Origin of the sequence: Bradyrhizobium sp. AUGA SZCCT0222 (assembly GCF_018130205.1) — a bacterium.
Lineage (GTDB): Bacteria > Pseudomonadota > Alphaproteobacteria > Rhizobiales > Xanthobacteraceae > Bradyrhizobium.
Map to the genome: position 1 here is coordinate 1 of NZ_JAFCLX010000017.1, position 21,367 is coordinate 21,367.

21 protein-coding genes are annotated in these 21,367 nt (G+C 62.2%); 12 read left to right on the top strand and 9 right to left on the bottom strand.

Annotated features, from left to right (window positions below):
- Positions 1–792 precede the first annotated feature (792 nt).
- The 5 genes from JQ629_RS16790 (at position 793) to JQ629_RS16810 (ending at position 5,425) form a co-directional block, all read left to right on the top strand.
- A complete protein-coding gene (locus tag JQ629_RS16790) occupies positions 793–1,179 on the top strand; it encodes a cupin domain-containing protein (RefSeq protein WP_212413618.1) in 387 nt (128 codons plus the stop codon).
- A 228-nt stretch (positions 1,180–1,407) separates the two neighbouring features.
- Positions 1,408–2,187 carry an acyltransferase gene (locus JQ629_RS16795; RefSeq protein ID WP_212413619.1) on the top strand — a complete coding sequence of 260 codons (780 nt, stop codon included), beginning with the start codon at positions 1,408–1,410 and terminating at the stop codon, positions 2,185–2,187.
- Between the two features lie 284 nt (positions 2,188–2,471).
- Positions 2,472–3,089 carry a 30S ribosomal protein S4 gene (rpsD, locus tag JQ629_RS16800; protein ID WP_192734154.1) on the top strand — a complete coding sequence of 206 codons (618 nt, stop codon included), beginning with the start codon at positions 2,472–2,474 and terminating at the stop codon, positions 3,087–3,089.
- A gap of 75 nt (positions 3,090–3,164) precedes the next feature.
- Positions 3,165–4,310: an alpha-hydroxy acid oxidase gene (locus JQ629_RS16805; protein WP_212264394.1), complete on the top strand. Its 1,146-nt coding sequence runs from the start codon at positions 3,165–3,167 to the stop codon at positions 4,308–4,310.
- 44 nt (positions 4,311–4,354) lie between these two features.
- A complete protein-coding gene (locus JQ629_RS16810) occupies positions 4,355–5,425 on the top strand; it encodes a threonine aldolase family protein (protein WP_212413620.1) in 1,071 nt (356 codons plus the stop codon).
- Between the two features lie 3 nt (positions 5,426–5,428).
- Here JQ629_RS16810 and JQ629_RS16815 read toward each other — a convergent pair whose 3' ends face one another.
- From JQ629_RS16815 to grxD, 4 genes are read right to left on the bottom strand one after another with little or no spacing between them, the layout of a single operon-like run.
- Entirely contained in the window at positions 5,429–6,724 is a 1,296-nt protein-coding gene (locus JQ629_RS16815; protein WP_212413621.1) for a serine hydrolase domain-containing protein, read from the bottom strand.
- Entirely contained in the window at positions 6,705–7,988 is a 1,284-nt protein-coding gene (locus tag JQ629_RS16820; RefSeq protein ID WP_212413622.1) for a serine hydrolase domain-containing protein, read from the bottom strand. The genes JQ629_RS16815 and JQ629_RS16820 overlap by 20 nt, the downstream gene beginning before the upstream one ends.
- Before the next feature lie 48 nt (positions 7,989–8,036).
- Positions 8,037–8,588: an O-acetyl-ADP-ribose deacetylase gene (locus JQ629_RS16825; protein WP_212413717.1), complete on the bottom strand. Its 552-nt coding sequence runs from the start codon at positions 8,586–8,588 to the stop codon at positions 8,037–8,039.
- Complete coding sequence (gene grxD / locus JQ629_RS16830; RefSeq protein ID WP_212264390.1) at positions 8,585–8,923, bottom strand: Grx4 family monothiol glutaredoxin; 339 nt, start codon at positions 8,921–8,923, stop codon at positions 8,585–8,587. The genes JQ629_RS16825 and grxD overlap by 4 nt, the downstream gene beginning before the upstream one ends.
- Positions 8,924–9,224: 301 nt before the next feature.
- On the opposite strand from grxD, the gene egtB reads away from it, so the two are divergent.
- Together egtB and egtD are read left to right on the top strand one after the other, a co-directional pair.
- Complete coding sequence (gene egtB / locus JQ629_RS16835; protein ID WP_212413623.1) at positions 9,225–10,475, top strand: ergothioneine biosynthesis protein EgtB; 1,251 nt, start codon at positions 9,225–9,227, stop codon at positions 10,473–10,475.
- 102 nt (positions 10,476–10,577) lie between these two features.
- Positions 10,578–11,549 (top strand): L-histidine N(alpha)-methyltransferase, encoded by a 972-nt coding sequence (egtD, locus tag JQ629_RS16840; RefSeq protein ID WP_212413624.1) that lies wholly within the window; start codon positions 10,578–10,580, stop codon positions 11,547–11,549.
- Between the two features lie 7 nt (positions 11,550–11,556).
- On the opposite strand, the gene JQ629_RS16845 is transcribed toward egtD, so the two are convergent.
- Complete coding sequence (locus JQ629_RS16845) at positions 11,557–11,856, bottom strand: hypothetical protein (protein ID WP_212264387.1); 300 nt, start codon at positions 11,854–11,856, stop codon at positions 11,557–11,559.
- A gap of 282 nt (positions 11,857–12,138) precedes the next feature.
- Here JQ629_RS16845 and JQ629_RS16850 point away from each other — a divergent pair, with 282 nt between their 5' ends.
- Positions 12,139–12,336 (top strand): hypothetical protein, encoded by a 198-nt coding sequence (locus JQ629_RS16850; RefSeq protein WP_212264386.1) that lies wholly within the window; start codon positions 12,139–12,141, stop codon positions 12,334–12,336.
- A 48-nt stretch (positions 12,337–12,384) separates the two neighbouring features.
- On the opposite strand, the gene JQ629_RS16855 is transcribed toward JQ629_RS16850, so the two are convergent.
- Positions 12,385–13,563 (bottom strand): low temperature requirement protein A, encoded by a 1,179-nt coding sequence (locus tag JQ629_RS16855; protein ID WP_212413625.1) that lies wholly within the window; start codon positions 13,561–13,563, stop codon positions 12,385–12,387.
- 21 nt (positions 13,564–13,584) lie between these two features.
- A complete protein-coding gene (locus JQ629_RS16860) occupies positions 13,585–13,839 on the bottom strand; it encodes a BolA family protein (protein WP_065750297.1) in 255 nt (84 codons plus the stop codon).
- Positions 13,840–14,023: 184 nt separating this feature from the next.
- Here JQ629_RS16860 and JQ629_RS16865 point away from each other — a divergent pair, with 184 nt between their 5' ends.
- Positions 14,024–14,383 carry a DUF427 domain-containing protein gene (locus tag JQ629_RS16865; protein WP_212413626.1) on the top strand — a complete coding sequence of 120 codons (360 nt, stop codon included), beginning with the start codon at positions 14,024–14,026 and terminating at the stop codon, positions 14,381–14,383.
- 227 nt (positions 14,384–14,610) lie between these two features.
- Positions 14,611–15,792, top strand: a complete 1,182-nt coding sequence (locus tag JQ629_RS16870) for an acyltransferase family protein (protein WP_212413627.1) — start codon at positions 14,611–14,613, stop codon at positions 15,790–15,792.
- A 115-nt stretch (positions 15,793–15,907) separates the two neighbouring features.
- On the opposite strand, the gene purL is transcribed toward JQ629_RS16870, so the two are convergent.
- Positions 15,908–18,115 carry a phosphoribosylformylglycinamidine synthase subunit PurL gene (gene purL / locus JQ629_RS16875; RefSeq protein ID WP_212413628.1) on the bottom strand — a complete coding sequence of 736 codons (2,208 nt, stop codon included), beginning with the start codon at positions 18,113–18,115 and terminating at the stop codon, positions 15,908–15,910.
- Positions 18,116–18,274: 159 nt separating this feature from the next.
- Between purL and JQ629_RS16880 the strand changes: the two genes are divergently transcribed.
- Both JQ629_RS16880 and JQ629_RS16885 read left to right on the top strand, forming a co-directional pair.
- The gene (locus JQ629_RS16880) at positions 18,275–18,763 is read left to right on the top strand and encodes a PaaI family thioesterase (RefSeq protein ID WP_212413629.1); all 489 of its coding nucleotides are present in this window, start codon (positions 18,275–18,277) and stop codon (positions 18,761–18,763) included.
- Complete coding sequence (locus JQ629_RS16885; RefSeq protein WP_212413630.1) at positions 18,753–19,685, top strand: DMT family transporter; 933 nt, start codon at positions 18,753–18,755, stop codon at positions 19,683–19,685. Before JQ629_RS16880 ends, JQ629_RS16885 begins: the two co-directional genes overlap by 11 nt.
- 47 nt (positions 19,686–19,732) lie before the next feature.
- Here JQ629_RS16885 and JQ629_RS16890 read toward each other — a convergent pair whose 3' ends face one another.
- Positions 19,733–21,334: an ABC transporter substrate-binding protein gene (locus JQ629_RS16890; RefSeq protein WP_212413631.1), complete on the bottom strand. Its 1,602-nt coding sequence runs from the start codon at positions 21,332–21,334 to the stop codon at positions 19,733–19,735.
- Positions 21,335–21,367: the final 33 nt, after the last annotated feature.

Consider the following 21,367-nt stretch of genomic DNA (forward strand, 5'->3'; position numbering starts at 1 on the left):
CCATCCCGTCCTACTCAGAAGGGCGTCGGCCGTCGTCACGGACGTTGGGCGGGTTGCGGTGGACGCTGGTTTGCGCCTCGACGACGGCGTGGATAAGCGTACGGCAAAACCGTGTGGTCCTGGCACCCGTTGCAGGTGTCAAGCTGTCGGAGAAGCGCAAGCGGGAACGGCGGCGACGGAGTCAACCAAGAACTCGTCTCCGGGGAGAGCACGGCATAAGCCGTAAAGCCATTGCGCAGGGAAGGCCGGGTGTTCTCCGCTGCCCTGTATGCTCGTGTGCACTTTGTTTTGTGCAAACCGCACGCGAGACCGCGGGTGCAGCGCGCACCCGGTCTTCCCTGCGCCCTCTCGATTAGAGGGCAAGGAACTTCTGGCAAACCTCGGGCGCAATGCGTCGCGAGAATGCGAAGTTGCGTTTTGACCTCGGTGCAGCGACAAACATCGCTGTCGTCCCGGCCTTGAGCTCAGATGCGCAATTGCGCATCGGGGGACCCATAACCACAGGGAGAAGTTTTGCGAATAGTCTCTGCTACGGAGTCTTTATCGAGAGATCACGCGGTATGGGTCCCTGCGTTCGCAGGGACGACGAGAGAGATAAGTATGCCGCGTCCCCTACTTCATCGCGAGCGCGGCATCGCGAATTATCGCCGCTCGTTTGCTACATTGTCATTCGCGTCATTCTTGTCAGCGCATCCGCCCTCCCCGCCAAACGGAATTTTTCATTTGACCTCCGCTTCGCTTTGCCCACCGCAGTCACGCTGCTAGTCTTTACCCACAGGGAGAACAAACATCATGATCAGAAAAATTCTGCTCGGACTGACCGTCATTGCCTTTGCCGGCGCCGGGGTCGCGATTGCCCAGCAAAGCGGCATCAAGCGCACCCCGCTGCAAAAACTCGACTTCCCGCCCGGCTACAACACCGTCACCGCGATTGCGGAAGTGCCTGCCGGCGGCGCGGCCGGCCGCCATACCCATCCCGGCGCCGAGACCGGCTATGTGCTCGAAGGCGAGCTTGAGCTCATCATCGACGGCCAGCCGCCCGTGAAGATCAAGGCCGGCGAATCCTACCAGATCCCGGAAGGCGCCGTTCACGACGCCAAGGCCGGCGACAAGCCCTTCAAAGTGCTTGGGGTTTACGTCGTCAAGGCGGGCGAACCATTGGCCAAACCAGCGCCATGAGGCTGTAGCGTTTTCCAGCGAAGCATGCCCTCGGACTTGATCCGTGGGTGGACCCGGTTCGCGTCAAGAAAACGCGTCAAAATAAGGAACCTGGAGCCCCGTTTCGATGCAATCGAAACGGAAAGGCTCTGGCGTCAAACCGGCCGGTTCGTGCTACATCAAGGGATTGGCGGGTCGTCGGGCCCGCCGGTTTTCTGATTTGCTGATTGCGGGAACTTGAGCGGAGCCATGCGCGGAACGGTTCGAAAAATAACATTGCCGCGCCGTCTCATCGCTGACCTCATGCATGCGTCGAACCGCGTGCCGTTTGTCTCGCTGGCGCGGCCGCTCAATATCCGCGGCCTGCTGGAGGCCCGCGCGCAGGCCGCAATGCGGCCGGGCTGGGCGGCGATCTTCGTCAAGGCGTTCGCGCTGGTCGCCAAGGAGCAACCGGTGCTGCGCACGCTCTACGTCAAATGGCCAACGCCTGCGTTCTACGAACTGCCGCGCAGCGTCGCGATGGTGGCGATCGCGCGCGTCGAAGACGGCCAGGATTGCGTGCTGCCGCAAAAGGTCACCGCCCCCGATGAAATGTCGCTCGCGGACGTCGATGCGATGATCCGGCATGCCAAGGAGGCGCCGATCGAACAGGTGCCGGCGTTCCGGAAAATCTTGCGCACGACCCGGCTGCCGCTGCCGCTGCGCCGGCTGTTCTGGGCGATCGGGCTCAATTTCGGCCGCCAGCGCGCCAATTATTTCGGCAGTTTCGGGGTCACGTCGGTGGCCGCCTATGGCGCCGGCCAGCTCCACGCCCTGAGCCCGGGCCCGTTCGTCCTGAGCTACGGGGTCGAGAAACCGGACCAGTCGATCGACGTCGTGCTGCGCTGGGACCACCGGATTACCGATGCCGCCCTGATCGCCAAGGTGCTGAATCGGCTGGAACAGGTGCTAAACACCGAAATATCAGGCGAATTGCGTTCGAATCGGCAGCAAACCGAGCCAAAAGCGGTCCGGGCGGTCGCGACTTGACGGCCTCCGGCCGTCATTCCGGGGCAATGCGAAGCATTGAACCCGGGATCTCGAGATTCCGGGTCTGGCCCTTCCGACCATCCCGGAATGACACCTGTTATCGTTGACACAAGGGCACTTCCCCCCTAATAACCCGCTTGCTCGCGGGCCGTTTTCGGCCCGCGTTGCGTTTCGCGACCCGTGGTTCTCCTTGAAGCTTTCGAGGCGGACCTGTCGGCACCGGGAAGTTCCCGGCGCACAGGAGGGCGCGTTTCCTCAAAACTCAAACTTATCAAGAGGACGCGATGACTAAGCGCAGTGAGGCGAAGTACAAGATCGATCGCCGTATGGGCCAGAATATCTGGGGCCGCCCCAAGAGCCCCGTCAACCGCCGTGAATACGGCCCCGGCCAGCACGGCCAGCGCCGCAAGGGCAAGCTGTCCGACTTCGGCGTGCAGCTCCGCGCCAAGCAGAAGCTCAAGGGCTATTACGCCAACATTTCCGAGCGCCAGTTCCACGGCATCTATGTCGAAGCCGGCCGGATGAAGGGCGACACCGGTGAAAACCTGATCGGCCTCCTGGAGCGCCGCCTCGATACCGTGGTGTATCGCGCCAAGTTCGTCGCCACCATGTTCGCCGCGCGCCAGTTCATCAACCACGGCCACATCAAGGTGAACGGCCGCCGCGTCAACATTTCGAGCTACAAGGTCAAGCCCGGCGACGTCGTCGAGATCAAGGAATCCTCGAGGCAGCTCACCCCGGTGCTGGAAGCCGTCCAGCTCGGCGAGCGCGACGTGCCCGACTTCATCGAGGCCGATCACTCCAAGATGACGGCGAAGTTCACCCGCATCCCGGCACTGTCGGACGTGCCGTTCGCAGTGCAGATGGAGCCGCATCTGATCGTCGAATTCTATTCGCGCTGATCGGAACGCATTTTCGAGTTATTAAAGGCCCCGGGAAAACCGGGGCCTTTTTTCTGCCCCCAATGGGAACGCCCCATGCGCCTGAGCGACTGCCACAACTTCCACGATTTCCGCAAGCTGGCGCAACAGCGCTTGCCCGGCCCGATCTTCAACTACATCGACGGCGCCGCCGACGACGAGGCAACGCTGCGCCGGAATACCCAAAGCTTCGAGCGCTGCGATCTGGTCCCCAACGTCCTGCGCGGCGTGGAGGCCATCGACATGTCGGTGACCGTCATGGGCCAGAAACTGGCGATGCCGGTCTATTGCTCCCCGACCGCGCTGCAGCGCCTGTTCCACCATACCGGGGAGCGCGCGGTGGCCGCGGCGGCGGCGAAGTACGGCACGATGTTCGGCGTCTCCTCGCTCGGCACTGTCAGCCTCGAGGAATTGCGCAAAGCGCACGATACGCCGCAGGTCTATCAGTTCTATTTTCACCGCGACCGCGGCCTCAACCGCGCCATGATGCAGCGGGCGAAGCAAGCCGGCGTCAACGTCATGATGCTGACGGTGGACAGCATCACCGGCGGCAACCGCGAACGCGATTTGCGTACCGGATTCTCGATTCCCTTCCGCCTGACGCTTGCCGGCATGGCCCAGTTCGCAATCAAGCCGATGTGGGGCATTAATTATCTCACCCATGAGGGCTTCAAACTGCCTCAGCTCGACGAGCACGTCGATATGAGCGGCGGCGCCATGTCGATCGGACGCTACTTCACCGAAATGCTCGACCCTTCCATGACCTGGGACGACGTCGCCGAAATGGTGAAGCTATGGAACGGACAATTCTGCCTGAAAGGCATCATGTCGGTGGCTGATGCCAAACGCGCCGTCGAGATCGGCTGCACCGGCATCATCCTGTCCAACCATGGCGGCCGGCAGCTCGATGGTTCACGGGCGGCGTTCGATCAACTGGCTGAAATCGTCGATGCCGTCGGCGACCGGATCGACGTCATCATGGACGGCGGAATCCAGCGTGGCACCCATGTCCTGAAAGCATTGTCGCTGGGGGCCAAAGCGGTTGGCGTCGGCCGCTTCTATCTTTATCCTCTCGCGGCAGCCGGCCAGGCCGGCGTTGAGCGCGCACTCGGCCTGATGCGGGCCGAGATCGAGCGCGACATGAAGCTGATGGGGTGCAGATCGATCGACCAGTTGTCACGCGAAAATCTGCGCTTCAGATAATTCCTCCGTCTCCTCGCCGTCTTGCAACTACCGAGAGCCAGCCAATGACCTATTACACCCCTCCTCCGCGCGATCCCAAGGCAGCGCCGGTCCGTATCAACCTGCTGTCGGATACCCAGACCCGCCCCACGCCGGCGATGCGCGAGGCAATGGCGCGGGCCGATGTCGGTGACGAACAGATCGGCGACGATCCGACCGTCAACCTGCTCTGCGAACGCGTCGCCGACCTGCTCGGCAAGGAGGCGGCCGTCTTCATGCCGTCGGGCACCATGTGCAACGTCGCGGCGACATTGGCATGGTGCCGGCCGGGCGACGAGATCCTGGCGCATGCCAGCGCGCACATCATCGCCCGCGAAGGTGGTGCGCATGCCGCGCTCGGCGGCTTCCAGATCACGCCACTGCCGGGCGACGACGGGCAATTCTCGCCGGAGACGTTTCGGGCCGCGCTTCACCCACGCTCGCGCTACCAGCCGCCGCAAACCGTCGTCAGCGTCGAACAGACCGCCAATATCGGCGGCGGCACGATTTGGAAGAAGGCCGCCCTGGATGAGGTCGTCGAAATCGCCAAGGCCAACGGGCTCGTCACGCATATGGACGGCGCGCGACTCCTGAACGCCTGCGTCGCCACTGGAATTTCCGCGCGCGACATGGCTGCGGGATGGGACTCGGCGTGGATCGATTTCTCCAAGGGCCTCGGTGCGCCCGTCGGCGGCGCCATCGCCGGGTCGCGCGATTTCATCGACAATGTCTGGCGCTGGAAGCAGCGGCTGGGCGGCTCGATGCGGCAGGCCGGCATTTGCGCGGCGGCCTGCGTCTACGCGCTCGACCATCACGTCGACCGCCTCGCCGACGATCACGCCAACGCGCGGGCGCTGGCGCGCGGGCTGTCGCAGATCAATGGCGTCGAGGTGCAGCAGCCGGAAACCAACCTCGTGTTCTTCAAGCCTGACGGTGCCGGCATCCCGGGTGACAAGATGATCGAGGCTCTGCGCAAGCGCGGCGTGCTGCTGGCGATGATGGACGGCAGGATCCGTGCCTGCACCCATCTCGACGTGACGGCCGCGATGATCGAGGAGACGGTCGGTTTCGTGCGCGAGATCGTGCGCGGGGCTTAACGCTTACCTTCCCAACGCCTGATAGATCAACGTCTTCAATGCAAGCTGAATCCGTCCGCGCTGCGACGGCGTCTGCACCATGAAGATCGCGAACATATCGTCCCTGGGGTCGATGAAGAAGAACGTGCCCGCGACTCCGTCCCAACGGTATTCACCCAGCGGCCACGACGTGTTCGGCGGCACCGACGTGCGTACTGCAAAGCCAAGCCCGAAGCCGCTCGTTTCGCCGGGGTAGTAAGCGTAGTCGCGCGCGATTTTCGTTTCCGCGCCGATGTGGTCGGACGTCATGAGCGCAATCGTCTCGGGCCTGAGGTAACGATGGCCTTCGAAAGTGCCGCCATTCAGCAGCATCTGCGCGAAGCGAGCGTAGTCGCCGATGGTACCCACCATGCCGCCGCCGCCGGACTCCATCCTCCTCGGCTCCATCGGATCTCGAACGTTGGTGACCGGGCTGACCGCGCGATCGGTCGGCATCGGCTCGGCAATGCGTGGCCGCATTGTCGGATCGGTGACGATGAACGCCGTCTCGTTCATCCCGAGTGGGCCGAGCAACCGTTCCTTTTCGAATTCAAGCAGGGATTTTCCCGACGCCACCTCGATCACGCGACCGAGTACGTCGGTGGAATAGCCGTAGTCCCATCGCGTGCCTGGCTGCTCGACCAAAGGCAGTTTTGCGACTTGCTCGGCAAACTCGGCATTGGTCAGGTTGCGGCGGATGAGACCAGCCTCGGCATAGCGGGCACGTACGAGACCTCCTCCCATGTAACCGTAAGGCAGGCCGGAGGTATGGCGCAGCAAATCGGTGATCGTAATGGGCCGTTCGAGCGGCTCCTCGACCAGCGTCAGCGTACCATCGTCGGCGCGCTTCTCGACACCGACTTTTGTCGTCGCAAAGGCCGGGATGTATTTCGAGACGGGATCGTCGAGCTTTAATTTGCCGTCCTCGACCAGCATCATCGCCGCCACCGAGGTGATCGGCTTCGACATCGAATAGAGGCGGAAGATGGTATCCGCGGTCATCGGCAGTTTGGTCGCGACGTCGCGGACGCCGAAGCTCTCGAAATAGACCGGCTTGCCGTGCTGCTGGATCAGCAGGATCGCACCGGGGATTTTGCCGGTCGCGATTTCGTTGCGGATGTAGTCGCCGACGCGCGTCAGGCCTTCGCGCGAAAAGCTTCCCGCGCCCGGCACAGGCTCGCTGGCACGCACGACATGCGACGAGACCAGGACGACGAATGCGGCCAGCGCCGCGACGAAAAGACCGCGGAGCCTCACGCCGTCAATTCTCCATCGCTTCATAAACCAACTGCTTGAGGGTGCGCTGAACGCGCTGCCGTTCGGTGGGGGTCTGTTCCAGCAATACGAAAAGCATTTCCTGCTTGCGGTCGATCACCATGTAGCAACCCGAGGCGCCGTCCCATTTCAATTCGCCCAGCGATCCCGGCGGCGGAGGCTTGGCGTTGCCGGGATCGGTGCGCACGGCAAACCCAAGCCCCATGCCGAAGCCGTCACCGGGAAAATAGAAATAGTCCCGCTCGACGCCGGAGCTCTTGCCGGTATGGTCCGATGCCATCATTTCGAACGTCTTCGGGCTGAGATAGGTCTTGCCCTCGAACGTCCCGCCGTTGAGCAGCATTTGCGCAAAGCGCGAAAAATCCGACATGGTCGAGACCATGCCGCCGCTGGCGGATTCCCATTTCTGGCGAACCTCGGTCCGGTACTGGCGGCCGACACGGAAATCACTGTCGTTTGGCACCGGCTGGGCGAGCCGTTGCAACCTCTCCGGTTCGGTGACGAAGAAGCCGGTGTCGGTCATGCCGAGCGGATCGAGCAGCTTTTCCTTCTCGATCTCGAGCAATGATTTTCCGGACACGATCTCCATGATCCGTCCCAGGATGTCGGTGGAATGGCCGTATTGCCAGAGCGCGCCCGGCTGGTTGTGCAGCGGCAGTTTGGCGATCCGTTCGGCGAACTCGGCGAGGTCGAATTCGCCCGCATAGATGTTGGCTTCCTTGTAAGCCTTGCGCACCAGACTTTCGCCATAGAAGCCATAGGTGATGCCGGAGGTGTGACGCAACAGGTCGAGGATGGTAATGGGCCGGGTCGTCGGCACCAGTTCGAGCGTCCTGTTGCCGTCCTCGGCCTTTTTCTCCACCCCGACCTTCATGTTTGCGAAGGACGGAATGTATTTCGAGACGGGATCATCGAGCTTGATCTTGCCGTCCTGGATCAGCTGCATCGCCACGACTGATGTGATCGCCTTGGTCAGCGATGACAGGCGGAAGATGGTCTTGTCTGATATCGGCGTCTTGGAGACCACGTCCTGCACGCCGAAGGTCTGATGATAGACCGGCTTGCCGCGCTGCTGGATCAGCACATTCGCGCCGGCGATCTTGCCGGTTGCGACCTCGTTCGCGAAGAACTCGCTGATCTTGGCGAGTTTTGCTTCATTGAAACGTGCTCCCGCAGGCATGTCGAAGGTGCCTTGAGCGCGGGCGAGCGGCGGCACGCCCAACATCAGCGCGCCACCAACGAACGCGCACAGCAGTTGACGTGAATTCATTGGACCCCTCCCCGGAATTCGCCCGGGGAGTGTAGCGGTCGCCTATCATCAGGCACAAGGGCTACCAAACGCGGCCAGCGCCGATTCATGCAGGCGGGCGCTATCCTCGGAGAAGCAGCAAAAAATCACGCTGGTCATTTCAGGTGCCGTGGCCAGCGCATCGACCACGGTTGCGACCGCGATCCCGGCCGCGCGTTCGGCGGGGAAGCGATAGATGCCGGTTGAAATCGCCGGAAAAGCCACGGAGGCAAGACCGTGCTTCCGGCAAAGTTCGATCGAGCGGCGATAACACGAGGCGAGCAAATCGTCTTCGCCAAGGTTACCGCCGTTCCAAACCGGTCCAACTGTGTGAATCACATGTTGGGCTTTCAGCCGGTAGCCGCGGGTGATTTTGGCATCGCCAGTCGCGCAACCATTCAGCGTGCGACACTCGGCCAACAGCTCAGGTCCAGCCGCCCGATGGATTGCCCCATCGACGCCGCCCCCGCCGAGCAGGGACGAATTCGCGGCGTTGACGATGGCGTCAACGCGCAAGCTGGTGATGTCGGCAACGATGACTTCCAGCCGCGCCTTGCCGATCTGGCGCGCGGTCGAACTCAGGCCGAAGCCGCCGTGTTGACGGTGACGCCTTTGTCGGCCAGCAGCTGCTGCAGTTCACCGGCCTGGAACATTTCGCGGACGATGTCGCAGCCGCCAACGAACTCGCCCTTGACGTAGAGTTGCGGAATGGTCGGCCAGTTGGAGTAGGTTTTGATGCCGTCGCGCAGATCGGCGGACTCCAGAACATTCAGGCCCTTGTAGCCGACGCCCACGTGATCGAGGATCTGGACCACCTGCCCCGAGAAACCGCACTGCGGAAACTGCGGCGTTCCCTTCATGAACAGCACGACGTCGTTCGACTTCACTTCGTTGTCGATGAATTGCTCGATGCTCATATTCGCTTCCTTTTGGGGCACGGTCCCCTGCGGCTAAGCCTTGCGGGCCGGCTCGTCCGATTTAACCCGATACTGGTCATATATGTAGCCCAAACCGTTGTGCATCCAAAGTAAAATGGCGAGGAGCTGGCATGCGCGGCCTTGACGCGGGGCCCAAAAGGCCGGTCGGCTCATAGTCTGATGGCATCAATATCATGGCGCCGGGAGGCTTTTTTCCCGGATGGGAACCCCTATCTAGGACGGACTGTCCGTCAGGAACCTGTCTGCCAGAGAAACGTTCTCTCCCGAACCGGAGCCACCAGTGACGAAATCAGTAACCGCGGCCGCGTTAGCCACCCCCACCCCGTCACTCTTCTCCGATTCCGGCACCCTCGCCCAGCGGCTGGTCGACGCCTATCTCGCGGTCCGGGACGAGACCGAGCGCCGGGCCGCACCCCTGTCCCCCGAGGATCAGCTGATCCAGTCGATGCCGGACGCCAGCCCGGCAAAGTGGCACCGCGCTCATACCACCTGGTTTTTCGAGGAATTCCTGCTCGGCGAGCATTGCGAGGGCTATCGGGTTTTTCACCCCGACTACGCCTTCCTGTTCAACTCCTATTATGTCAGTGCCGGCCCCCGCCATGCCCGCCACCAGCGCGGTCACCTCACGCGCCCGAGCGCAGATGAAGTCACCGCCTATCGGCGCCATGTCGATGCCGCCGTCGTCAAATTCTTCCAGACCGCGCGCGAGGACGTCCTTACCGGACTGGTACCGCTGGTCGAAGTCGGTCTCAACCACGAGCAGCAGCATCAGGAATTGATGCTGACCGACATCCTGCATGCCTTCGCCCAGAACCCGATCCCGCCGGCCTATGATGCGGCGTGGCGCTTCCCTGCCCCGACACGGGGCGGTGACGAATGGATCGCCCTCAACGAAGGCATCCATACTGTCGGGCATACCGACGACAGTTTTCATTTCGACAATGAGAAGCCGGCGCACCGCGCACTGGTCGGCCCGGTCAAACTCGACCGCAACCTCGTCACCAATGCCGAATGGCTCGCCTTCATGCAGGACGGCGGTTACGCGACGGCGACGCTGTGGCTGATGGACGGTTTTGCCGCCGTGAACAACGAGCAATGGCAGGCGCCCGGCCATTGGCGCCAGGTCGGCGGCGAATGGAAGATCATGACGCTCGGCGGATTGCAGCCGATCGATCCGTCCGCTCCGGTCAGCCATGTCAGTTATTACGAGGCGGATGCGTTCGCGCGCTGGAGCGGAAAGCATCTGCCGACGGAGATGGAATGGGAAGTCGCGGCACGTGCCGGCCTGCTGAACGATGCGTTCGGCATCGTCTGGCAGTGGACCCGCAGTTCCTACTCACCCTATCCCGGGTATCGCGCCATCGAAGGCGCGCTCGGCGAATATAACGGCAAGTTCATGGTCAACCAGCTGGTGCTGCGCGGCTCCTCGCTTGCAACTCCGGCCGCACACAGCCGTATCACCTATCGCAACTTCTTTTATCCGCACCACCGCTGGCAATTCACGGGATTGCGCCTTGCAGACTACGCCTGACTTTTCTCAAGCATGATCCGGAATGGCGCGTAACGCCTTTCGAAACCAGATCATGCCCAACCGACGATCAAGCGCGCCGGGAAGCGCGTTCAGGAGAGTATCATGAATGTGCACGCCCCCGCTTTGGCCCAAACGCACGAGTTCGACGAACAGACTTCCGCATTTGCAGAAGACGTGATCGGCAACCTCGCACGGCATCCGAAACGGCTGTCGCCGAAATATTTCTACGACGTCACGGGTTCGGAGCTGTTCGAACAGATCACGGTGCTGCCGGAATATTATCCGACCCGTACCGAACTGGGCATTCTGCGCGACCGCGGCGATGCGATTGCCGCGATCATCGCGAAGGGCGCGGCGCTGGTGGAATTCGGCGCCGGCGCCACCACGAAGGTGCGCCTGCTGCTGGAACGCAGCGACTTCGGCGCCTACGTCCCGGTTGATATATCCGGCGACTTTCTCAAGGCGCAGGCCGATGCCCTGCGCAAGGACTCCCCCGGTCTCAACGTCTATCCGGTGGCCGCCGATTTCACTGCACCGTTTGCGCTGCCGGCCGAGATCGCCAACATGCCGAAGCTCGGCTTCTTTCCGGGATCGACGCTCGGCAATTTCGAGCCGCATGAAGCCAGCGCCTTCCTGCGCACCGCCCGCGAGATCCTCGGCGACGGCGCGCAGATGATCATCGGCGTCGACCTCGAGAAGGATGAGCGCGTGCTCTATGACGCCTACAATGATTCAGCTGGTGTCACCGCGCGCTTCAATCTCAATGTGCTGGTGCGCATCAACCGCGAGCTCGGCGGCAATTTCGACCTCTCCGCCTTCACCCATCGCTCGATCTACAATCGCGACCGCCATCGCATCGAAATGCACCTGATCAGCCGCAAGGCGCAGAACGTGCGCGTGCTCGGGCACAATTTCTCGTTCCGTCCCGGCGAGAGCATCCATACGGAGAATAGCTACAAGTACAGCTTCGAGCGTTTCACCGCACTGGCGCGTGGGGCGGGCTGGAAGGTGCGGGAATCCTGGACCGACAAGGGCGGGATGTTCTCGGTTCACGCGCTGGCGGCTTCAAGCTGAGGCCGATTCACGTTTTCGCCCCGGACTTGCCGCGCGCCGACCGCGGCTTGCGCGTGGGTATGATTCGTGGCGAAGGCATCATCCAATGATCGGACAATCGCCCGGCGCCGAGCAGCCAGCCGTGAATGATGCGCCATTTGTCCTGCCCGCGAGATTGGAAATCCAACAGCGGCGACCCGTCGTCCTGCAGCTCGTAGAAGAATCGCAGCGAGTCCTTGCCGGTGGGTCCGCCAGGATCGATCGCGTGCGTCAGTATCCAGTCATCCCACTGCTGGAGTATCAGGGCACGTGCTTCGCTTTGTTTCATCGGCGCGCGTTCTCGGCCACGGGCATGCCGTGGGAACTGAGTTGACCGCGCTGGTCAGATTTAACTTGCAAAAAAAGGTGTCCGCGCCGCCGCGCTACCTGCACCTTCGTAGTCCGTATGAAAGCAAATGCTTAACAAATTTGCAATTTCGGCAATCTACGCCAGCAATTCGCTGCAGCAGCGCTGTCGTTTCCCCTTCGAAATGTCCAAATTTTGACGCCGACTCAGCCAATCCTGCGCATACGACTTGGCTGGGGTGAGTTCGTGCCAGGGGATCTAGTTATGGGGAATGCGTATCCGACGTCCGGGAACCAGAAGCACCGCTTCGGACCTTCATCGGCGCTCGACGATGAAGACGAGGGACCCGATTCCGACGTGAGCGCCGCGCTGGCGTCGCTGATCGAGGAAAATGTCAGGCTTCGTGCCCTTGTGGTCCAGTTGTCCGACCTCGTCCTGAAGAACCTCGTCGCCCAGAAGTAGTGCTTGCAGTTCGCGATGGCGTGCCGGTCACGCGACCGGCACACGCCGTTACTCCGGCGTGTCGGACCTGAGCGAGATTGATTCCCACACCGCGACCACCACCATGATCGCGGTCGTGAGCAACGAGAGCGATAGCGGCGACAGGTCGTGCGCGAACCAGGCCAGCCCGCACAGCACGATAATACCGACACCGTGCGAGAGCTGCAGAAAGCCGCGAAAACTGTGCTTGAACAGGATCGTCCCGATCAGGAACAGCAGCGGTCCGCCGGTCGCGCTCAGGACCGTCCTGAGATCGGAATGACCGCCCGGGTGCTTCAGCACGAGTTCGTCGGCCACTGCCGTGACGATAATCCCGGCCACGATCGGCATGTGCAGGTAAGTATAGGCGAGCCGCGCCAGCCGCCCCGGTTCGCTCGATTTTGAAATCTCCTCGGATCCCGCTTCGGCGCCCTTGTTGAAGTAGATCCACCACATCGCCAGGGTGCCGACAAAGGCTGACACGAAGGCCGCGACGTTTTCGATCGTCCAGGTCAGCTCGGCAAAAGTAACACCCGTCACGATGATGGATTCGCCGAGCGCGATGATGATGAACCCCGCGCAGCGTTCGGCCATGTGGCCGCCCTCGATCACCCAATCGGCGACCGAAGACGCGCCGTACCGGGGTATCCAGAACCGCACCGCCGGCGACAGATATTCGATGACGAGCGCGATCCCCCACAGCACCAGCCGGGTTTCGCCCTTCGCAAAGCCACCCGCGATCCAGAACACCGCCGACAACGCCAGCCACGACGTGATGCGGATCGCATTCATCCGCGCCAGGGGACGCGACGGTGGCGTCGCGACCCACAGGAACACGGTCTTGCCGACCTGCATCGCGGCATAGGCCAACGCGAACCACAGCCCGCGGTCGTCAAACGCCTTCGGGATCGAGGTGGAGAGCACGAGCCCGCCGAGCGTCAGCGCAAACAGCAGCAGCCGGACCGGGGTCTTTTCGGGATTGAGCCAGTTGGTGATCCAGGAGGTGTAGACCCACACCCACCAGACCGCGAGGAACAGCATCGTGACCTGCAGCGCGCCTGATGGCGTGAAATGGCCGAGCAGGCTGTGCGAGATCTGGGTGACCGCAAAGACGAAGACGAGGTCGAAGAACAGCTCGGCGTAGGTCACCCGGCTGTGCTGGTTCGGCACGATCGGTCGGAACAGCGCACCGTGTGCATCCGCCGTCATCGGCGCGCCCCGCTGGTTCAACTAGCCTTCCGGCACCCCAGGTCCGCCAGGCACCCCGGTTTGCAGCGCCAGCGCGTGCAGCACGCCGCCCATTTGTCCCTTGAGCGACTGGTAGACGATCTGGTGTTGCTGGACCCTCGACTTGCCGCGGAAGGACTCTGAAATCACGGTCGCGGCGTAGTGGTCGCCGTCGCCGGCCAGATCGCGGATCGTCACCTCGGCATCGGGTATGGCTGCCTTGATCATCGATTCGATATCGTGGGCGTCCATCGGCATTCCAGCATGTCTCCATCAGATGTTGCGAATCACGGCCAGCTCTCGCGACCGTGACGGCCGAACCTAGCGCGTACGCCCTTCTAGGTCATCCCGCCCGGCACTATATCCCGGGTTCAAACCTTTTAAACCTTTCAGGTTGAGGCGTCCGGTCACATCCGGCTGACCCAAAAAGAGGCAAAGAACCATGAAACTTCCCGGTCCCGACCATCCGATCACGATTGCGGCCAATCCCAAGCGCGTCCGGGTTTCGGCCGGCGGCGTGGTCATCGCCGACACCACCCAGGCCCTCACTCTCAAGGAGGCGAGCTATCCGGCGGTGCAATATGTGCCGCGCAGCGACGTCAATATGGCGCTGTTGGCCCGCACCGAGCGGACAACGCATTGTCCCTATAAGGGGGACGCGAATTATTTCAGCATCAACGCCGACGGCAAGACACTGGAGAACTCGATCTGGACCTATGAGACGCCGTTCCCGGCGATGGCAGAGATCGCCGGTCATCTGGCGTTCTATCCGGACAAGGTGAAGATCGAGGAAGTCGTCTGATGGCCTGATCCGGCTTGGCGGGGTGCGGATGCTCGGGTGCATCCGTCGCGAGGCCGCGCTTCGCACTCTTGCCACGTGACGAAATTACTGGTCGTCTTCAGCCACATGTTCGCGACACTTTTACCGAATGAGCGACGATGCCGCGCTGCGAGGTTTGACGATAGCCCTTGCTGAATCGGGTTCCAGGCTGCAACACTCCGAGCAAACAGCCTGGCCGGGAGGGGCGCATGACATCGATTTCCACCGTGGGCCATGCCGACGTTCAGACGGTCCCGAAAGTCAAAACGCGAAATCTTTCGCTTGATCGCGCCCGCACCTTCCTGACGCTGGTGGTGCTGCTGCACCACGCCGTCATCCCGTATACCTACTACGGTCACACCGACCCGAAGTCATTCTTCGGCTTCGACATGATCGTGCTCGCCACCGACAGTTTCTTCATGGCGATGTTCTTTTTCCTGTCTGGCCTGTTCGCATGGTCCGGCATTGCGCGAAAGGGACCGCTGAATTATTTGCAGGATCGCCTGTTTCGGCTCGCCCTGCCATTCGCGATCTGCGCGCTGACCGTCATTCCGATCGCCTATTACGCCATTTCCCTGCGTCAGCATCCCGAGGTCAGCTTCGCTTCATTCTGGTGGAAAACCGTCACCGTCGGACCCTGGCCGAGCGGACCGATCTGGTTCCTTTGGGTCTTGCTCGGCTTCGACCTGGTTGCCTGCCTGCTGTATCGGCTGTCACCCAACCTGCTCGATCCGATCAATCGCCTCTCGCTGCACGGCCGCCGCCGGCCTGCGGTGTTCTTTGCGGTCATGCTTGCCGTCACCGCTGCGTTCTACATTCCCGGGCGGATTTACTACGGAGCAGGCAGCTGGTTCGAGTTCGGGCCGTTTTCCGTCCAGCACGGGCGCGTGATGCTCTACGCAACCTACTTCTTTTTCGGCGCCGGCATCGGCGTTGCGATGATGGACCGCGGGCTGCTCGCGGCTGACGGCCGGATGGCGAAGGTCAGCTGGGACTGGATGATCCTGGCGATCGTTCCGTATTACCTCATGTGGGTGCTGATCTCCATCAAGCGCGAAAACCTGGGGAATCCAGCAGACCTGCCCGACTGGTATGAAGGGGCCTATGCTATCTGCTTCACCGTCTTCAGCGTGGCCATCCTGTTCCTGATCCTGGCCTATTTCCTGCGGTTCGCCCACTCCGGCAAGAGCGTCCTCGATCCGATGCAGGGCGACGCCTACGGCATGTTCCTGGTGCACTATCCGATCGCGCTGTGGCTGCAGTATTGGCTGTTCGATTACAATATGCCTGCGACCGTGAAAGCCCCCATCGGATTCGTATTGACGGTCGCGTTCAGCTGGGCGCTGACGCGCGCGCTGCGGCAGATTCCGGGCGCGAAGCGGGTGTTGTAGCAACAGGTCGCTCAACACCGTCATTGCGAGGAGCGCAGCGACGAAGCAATCCATCTCTCGGCGAGCGGCGAAATGGATTGCTTCGCTTCCTCGCAATGACGTGGAAAGAGCGGCGCTAAGACGCCTTGCCGCTCATATAAGCCGGGAGCCAGCTTTCGAACGCCGTATTGAGCGACGTCACCGCGACCGGTGCTTCACCGGCCACCGCAATTGCATCACCACCGGTGGTGCCGATCCGCGCGCAGGGCACCCCGGCGCCCTTCATCTTCGCCAGCACCAGTCCGGCATCGGCCGCCGGCACCGTCACGATGTAGCGTGCCTGGTCTTCGCCGAACCAGTAGCCGTGCGGCACGATCGAGGCCGGTGCCGCCAGCAATTGCGCGCCGATGCCGCTCGCAATCGCCATCTCCGCGAGCGCGATCAGGAGTCCGCCGTCGGAAACATCATGCACCGCGGTTGCGGTGCCGGCGTGGATCATGCCGCGCACCACGTCGCCATTGCGCTTTTCGGCGGCGAGGTCCACCGGTGGCGGCGCGCCCTCTTCGCGGCCGCAGACATCGCGCAAATAGACGGACTGACCGAGCCAGCCCTGGGTGTCACCGATCAAGAGGATCGCCTCGCCTGCCGCCTTGAAGGCGAGCGTCGTGGACTTGGTGAAATCGTCGAGCAGCCCGACGCCGCCGATCGAGGGCGTCGGCAGAATGCCGCGGCCGTTGGTCTCGTTGTAGAGCGAGACGTTGCCGGACACGACGGGGAAGTCGAGCGAACGACAGGCTTCCGCAATACCCTTCAGGCAGCCGACGAACTGACCCATGATCTCGGGCCGTTCCGGATTGCCGAAATTCAGATTGTCGGTGATCGCGAGCGGCCGTCCGCCGACCGCCGTGATGTTGCGCCAGGCCTCGGCCACCGCCTGCTTGCCGCCTTCGAACGGATCAGCCTCGCAATAACGCGGCGTTACGTCGACCGTGAGCGCAAGCCCCTTTGGTCCGTCCTGCACCCGCACGACGGCGGCGTCGCCACCCGGGCGCTGCACCGTATTGCCGAGGATGACGTGGTCGTACTGCTCCCAGACCCAGCGCCGCGAGCACAGTTCGGGCGTCGCTATCAGCTTTTCCAGCGCGGCCGAAATGCCGATCGGCGGCTTGACGTCCTGCGCGCGCACCACCGGCAACAATGCGGATGCGACATGCGGCCGGTCGTACAGCGGCGCCTCGTCTCCCAATTCCTTGATCGGCAAATCGGCCATGACGTCGCCGCCATGCTTCACCACAAAACGCTTGCTCGGCGTGGTGTAGCCGACGACGGCGAAATCGAGCCCCCATTTGCGGAAGATCGCCTCGGCCTCTTGTTCCTTCTCGGGCTTCAGCACCATGAGCATGCGCTCCTGGCTTTCCGAGAGCATCATCTCATAGGCGCTCATGCCGGTTTCGCGCGTCGGCACGGCATCGAGATTGAGATCGACGCCGAGATCGCCCTTGGCGCCCATCTCGACCGCCGAACAGGTCAGCCCGGCCGCGCCCATGTCCTGGATCGCGATCACGCAATCGGCTTCCATGATTTCGAGGCAGGCTTCCAGCAGCAGCTTTTCCGCGAAGGGATCGCCGACCTGCACGGTCGGGCGCTTCTCGGCGGAATCATCATCGAATTCGGCCGACGCCATCGACGCGCCGTGAATGCCGTCGCGGCCGGTCTTGGATCCCAAATAGACGATCGGCATGTTCACGCCGGAGGCCGCGGCGTAGAAGATCTTGTCGGTGTCGGCGAGGCCGACGGCCATCGCGTTGACCAGAATGTTGCCGTCATAGCGGGTGTGGAAACGCACCTGCCCGCCAACCGTCGGCACGCCGAACGAATTGCCGTAACCGCCGACGCCGGCGACCACGCCCGACACCAGATGCCGGGTCTTGGGATGCTCCGGCGCGCCAAACGAGAGCGCATTGAGGCACGCGATCGGGCGCGCGCCCATCGTGAACACGTCACGCAAAATGCCTCCGACCCCGGTGGTCGCGCCCTGATAGGGCTCGATATAGCTCGGGTGGTTGTGGCTCTCCATCTTGAACACGACCGCCTGGCCGTCGCCGATGTCGATCACCCCGGCGTTCTCGCCCGGGCCTTGGATCACCCAGGGCGCCTTGGTCGGCAGTCCGCGCAGATGGATGCGCGAGGATTTGTACGAGCAGTGCTCGTTCCACATCGCGGAAAAAATCCCGAGTTCGGTGAAACTCGGCACCCGGCCGATCAGCTTGAGGATGCGCTCATACTCGTCCGGCTTGAGACCATGGCTGGCGACGAGTTCGGGGGTGATCTGGGGCTCGTTCATGGGTCCCTTAATAGGAAGATCGGGGGGCTGCGAAAAGGCCTTTTAGGACGCATTTCCGCCCTGTCCAGAGCTTTACGGCAGGCCAGCCGGGATCGGCGTTTGCACATCACGCCTGGATCGGATTTAAGGGCTTAAACCCGCAAAGGAAGGCCCCATTTCGTGAATGACCTCTCCACGACCCCCTTCGTCAAACGTCCCGACCTGTACGTTGAAACCGAGGGCGAATTCGCCGGCTGGCGCACCTGGACCCGTGACAATTTCGAGACCAATAGCGGGCCGTTCTGGCACCGGGTGGAGGAAGACGGCCGGGTCCGCTGCGCCTTCCGAGTCGAGAAAAAACACCTCAACGGCCAGCGCAACGTCCATGGCGGCTGCTTCATGACCTTTGCGGATTACTGCCTGTTCGCCTTGGCCTCGCCGGTGCTGCAGGGGTCGGGAGTGACGGTCGCATTTGGCTGCGAATTCCTCGATGCGGCACACGAAGGCGAACTGATCGAATGCGAGGGCGAGATCACCCGCGCCGGCGGCTCCCTGATCTTCCTGCGCGGGGTGCTGAAATCAGGCGAGCGGTCGCTGTTCACCTTTTCCGGCACCATCAAGCGGGTAAAGCGGAAGCCACCGACGGACGCAGGCGCCGTTGCCACCTAGCATTCCCCCGGGGAAGCACAGCTGGCGCGATTATGCCTTGCTGCTGGCGCTGGCGTGCTGCTGGAGTTCGACCTATCCGCTGACCAAGATCGGCCTCGGCTCGATCCCGCCGATCACCTTCATCTCGGCCCGTTCGCTGATCGCGGCCGCATTCCTTCTCGTCGTCCTGTACGCGCGCGGATTGCGTCTCCCGATCGATGCCAAGGCCTGGAAGCTGTTCGCCTTCCAGCAGAGCATCAACTCGACCATCCCGTTTTTGATGATCACCTGGGCGCAGCAATATGTGCCGGCATCCAGCGCCGTGGTGCTGGCCTCGACGACGCCTATTTTTGCCTTCCTGATCACCTGGGGCATCACGCGGCACGAGCCGGCGACGCTGTTGAAGCTGGTTGGCGCCATCCTCGGCCTCGCCGGAACGGCCGCGATCATCGGGCTCGACGCGCTCGGTGGTCTCAGCAAGGACGTGTTCGCCGAAATCGTCATCCTTGTCGCCACCCTCTCCTTTGCCTGCGCCACCATCTTCGGGCTGCGGCTGACCGACTACGATCCGATGGTGGTGGCGGCGGGCTCACTGCTGTTCGGCGGCTTCGTGCTGCTGCCGGCATCGCTGATCGTCGATCACCCCTGGACCTTGCAGCCGACGGCGGAAGCCCTGGCGGCGACCGTCGCAATGGGCATCTTCTCGAGCGCGTTCGGGCTGATGCTGTTTTATATGTGCCTGAGCCGGCTCGGCACGCTTACCACCAACGCGCAAGGTTATCTGCGCATACCGATCGGCGTCGGTCTCTCGGTGCTGCTGCTCGGCGAATCCGTGCCGGCGAATCTGGCGCTTGGACTGGTACTGGTGATGGCCGGCGTCGCCGCCATGACCATTCCCGGCGATCGCTATGGCAAGTGGATCGACCGGTTGCGCGGCCGGTAGAAGGCTGCGCTCGGCACGTTGGCGCGGGCAATGAACCGGACGCTTCTCTACTGCAAATTGACCAGGGTGAGATCGACGAACCACGACTGCGGCGAGACGAAACCCTTGACCTTCGGGCTCATCGCACGCGGGTTAAGATCGTGGACGATGAAAAGCCAGGGAGGATTATCGACGATGCGTTCGTGCGCCTTGCGATAGGCGGCCGAGATGGCTTTCGGATCAGTCGCCTCGGAAATCGTCTTGAGCGCATCCTCGAAATCATCGTCCTTCCATTGCTCAAAATTGAATCCGTTCGGCGAAAAATTGGCCGCCGCAAAGTAACGCGCCATGACACCGGCATCTGACGATGGCGAGCTGATGTTGAGCACCATCGCCCCCTGCAGGCTTGCATGATCGGGTGTGGCTCGGGCCGCCGTCAACAAAACCTGCCATTCGATCACGCCGACTTCCACATTCACCCCGCAATTTTCTTTGAGGTTCTGCTGCAGGAATTCGTTCATCGGCAAAGGCAACATTTGGCCCGAACCGGAATTCGAGATCAGCGCCTTGAACGATAACGGTTTCGCCGGTGTGTATCCCGCTTCGGCAAGCAGGGCTTTGCCTTTGGCCGCGTCGAACTTGTAGCGGTTGACCGGGCTTCCGAAATCGGGATCGCTGGCCTTGAGCCAGCCTACCGACGGCTCCGCGGTCCCGTTGAGAAGCGACACCAGCCCTTCACGATCGATGCAATAGTTTAGAGCCTGGCGAACCCTGACGTCCTTGAAAGGGCTGTTGGTCGCGCCGATGTTGTAGAACCAGGGCCAGACATGCGGATATGAGCCGGTCGTGATGGTGAAGCCCGCCGATTTCAGTGAGGCGAGACCATCGGGCGGCGGCACTTCGATCCAGTCGACCTGGCCGGCGCGCAACGCAGCCAGCCGCGAATTCGCTTCGGGGATCGGCATCAGCACGACGTTGTCGACCTTCGCCATCCGGCTGGGGTCCCAGTATTTATCCCAGCGGGCGAGATTGGCTTCCTGCCGTGGCACGACCTTGGTGATGCGGAATGGACCGGTGCCTGCAGCGGGCAACGTCGCGACCTTGGCCCACTCCCGGCCGGCCTTCTCGAACGACGTAGGCGACGTGAACAGAAGGTAAACCGCCATATAGGGAAAGTAAGACGCCGGCTTGGTCGTGGTGATGGCGACGGTGTCGCCATCGACCTTCTTGTAGCTGCCCATGATAGGGACGCGGGCCCGCGAAATTGCCGAGCTTGGCGGCTCAAATTGTGGGCTGCTATTGTTGAAATAGCGATCAAGGTTCCAGATCACGGCATCCGCATTGAAATCGGTGCCGTCGTGGAATTTCACGCCGCGGCGCAGATGGAAGATCCACGTCTTGTTATCGGCTGGGTCCTGCTCCCATTTCTCCGCGAGCCCGGGCCGCAGGGTCGCCAACCGGTCGGTTCTGGTCAAATCCCACAGCACCAGCCCTTCAAAGATCGGATACCCCATAAAGCGCATGCCTTCGAAGCCATTATTTGGCATTCCCGTTGCGGTCGGGATATCGGACGCCGTCATCGCGATGCGCAGCGCAGTTTCGGCTATCGCCGGTTGGTACGACAGCAAAGCGGCCGCAAGCGCAAAGGTACGGGAAAGCTTGATGAGCATGACAATCCTCCGTCCGACGATCGGAAAGTCCGC

Excerpts from the sequence above, each read along its gene's own strand:
- JQ629_RS16790 (WP_212413618.1), top strand. The coding sequence starts at position 793 with ATGATCAGAAAAATTCTGCTCGGACTGACCGTCATTGCCTTTGCCGGC.
- JQ629_RS16795 (WP_212413619.1), top strand. The coding sequence starts at position 1,408 with ATGCGCGGAACGGTTCGAAAAATAACATTGCCGCGCCGTCTCATCGCT.
- rpsD (WP_192734154.1), top strand. The coding sequence starts at position 2,472 with ATGACTAAGCGCAGTGAGGCGAAGTACAAGATCGATCGCCGTATGGGC.
- JQ629_RS16805 (WP_212264394.1), top strand. The coding sequence starts at position 3,165 with ATGCGCCTGAGCGACTGCCACAACTTCCACGATTTCCGCAAGCTGGCG.
- JQ629_RS16810 (WP_212413620.1), top strand. The coding sequence starts at position 4,355 with ATGACCTATTACACCCCTCCTCCGCGCGATCCCAAGGCAGCGCCGGTC.
- JQ629_RS16815 (WP_212413621.1), bottom strand. The coding sequence starts at position 6,724 with ATGAAGCGATGGAGAATTGACGGCGTGAGGCTCCGCGGTCTTTTCGTC.
- JQ629_RS16820 (WP_212413622.1), bottom strand. The coding sequence starts at position 7,988 with ATGAATTCACGTCAACTGCTGTGCGCGTTCGTTGGTGGCGCGCTGATG.
- grxD (WP_212264390.1), bottom strand. The coding sequence starts at position 8,923 with ATGAGCATCGAGCAATTCATCGACAACGAAGTGAAGTCGAACGACGTC.
- egtD (WP_212413624.1), top strand. The coding sequence starts at position 10,578 with ATGAATGTGCACGCCCCCGCTTTGGCCCAAACGCACGAGTTCGACGAA.
- JQ629_RS16845 (WP_212264387.1), bottom strand. The coding sequence starts at position 11,856 with ATGAAACAAAGCGAAGCACGTGCCCTGATACTCCAGCAGTGGGATGAC.
- JQ629_RS16850 (WP_212264386.1), top strand. The coding sequence starts at position 12,139 with ATGGGGAATGCGTATCCGACGTCCGGGAACCAGAAGCACCGCTTCGGA.
- JQ629_RS16855 (WP_212413625.1), bottom strand. The coding sequence starts at position 13,563 with ATGACGGCGGATGCACACGGTGCGCTGTTCCGACCGATCGTGCCGAAC.
- JQ629_RS16860 (WP_065750297.1), bottom strand. The coding sequence starts at position 13,839 with ATGCCGATGGACGCCCACGATATCGAATCGATGATCAAGGCAGCCATA.
- JQ629_RS16865 (WP_212413626.1), top strand. The coding sequence starts at position 14,024 with ATGAAACTTCCCGGTCCCGACCATCCGATCACGATTGCGGCCAATCCC.
- JQ629_RS16870 (WP_212413627.1), top strand. The coding sequence starts at position 14,611 with ATGACATCGATTTCCACCGTGGGCCATGCCGACGTTCAGACGGTCCCG.
- purL (WP_212413628.1), bottom strand. The coding sequence starts at position 18,115 with ATGAACGAGCCCCAGATCACCCCCGAACTCGTCGCCAGCCATGGTCTC.
- JQ629_RS16890 (WP_212413631.1), bottom strand. The coding sequence starts at position 21,334 with ATGCTCATCAAGCTTTCCCGTACCTTTGCGCTTGCGGCCGCTTTGCTG.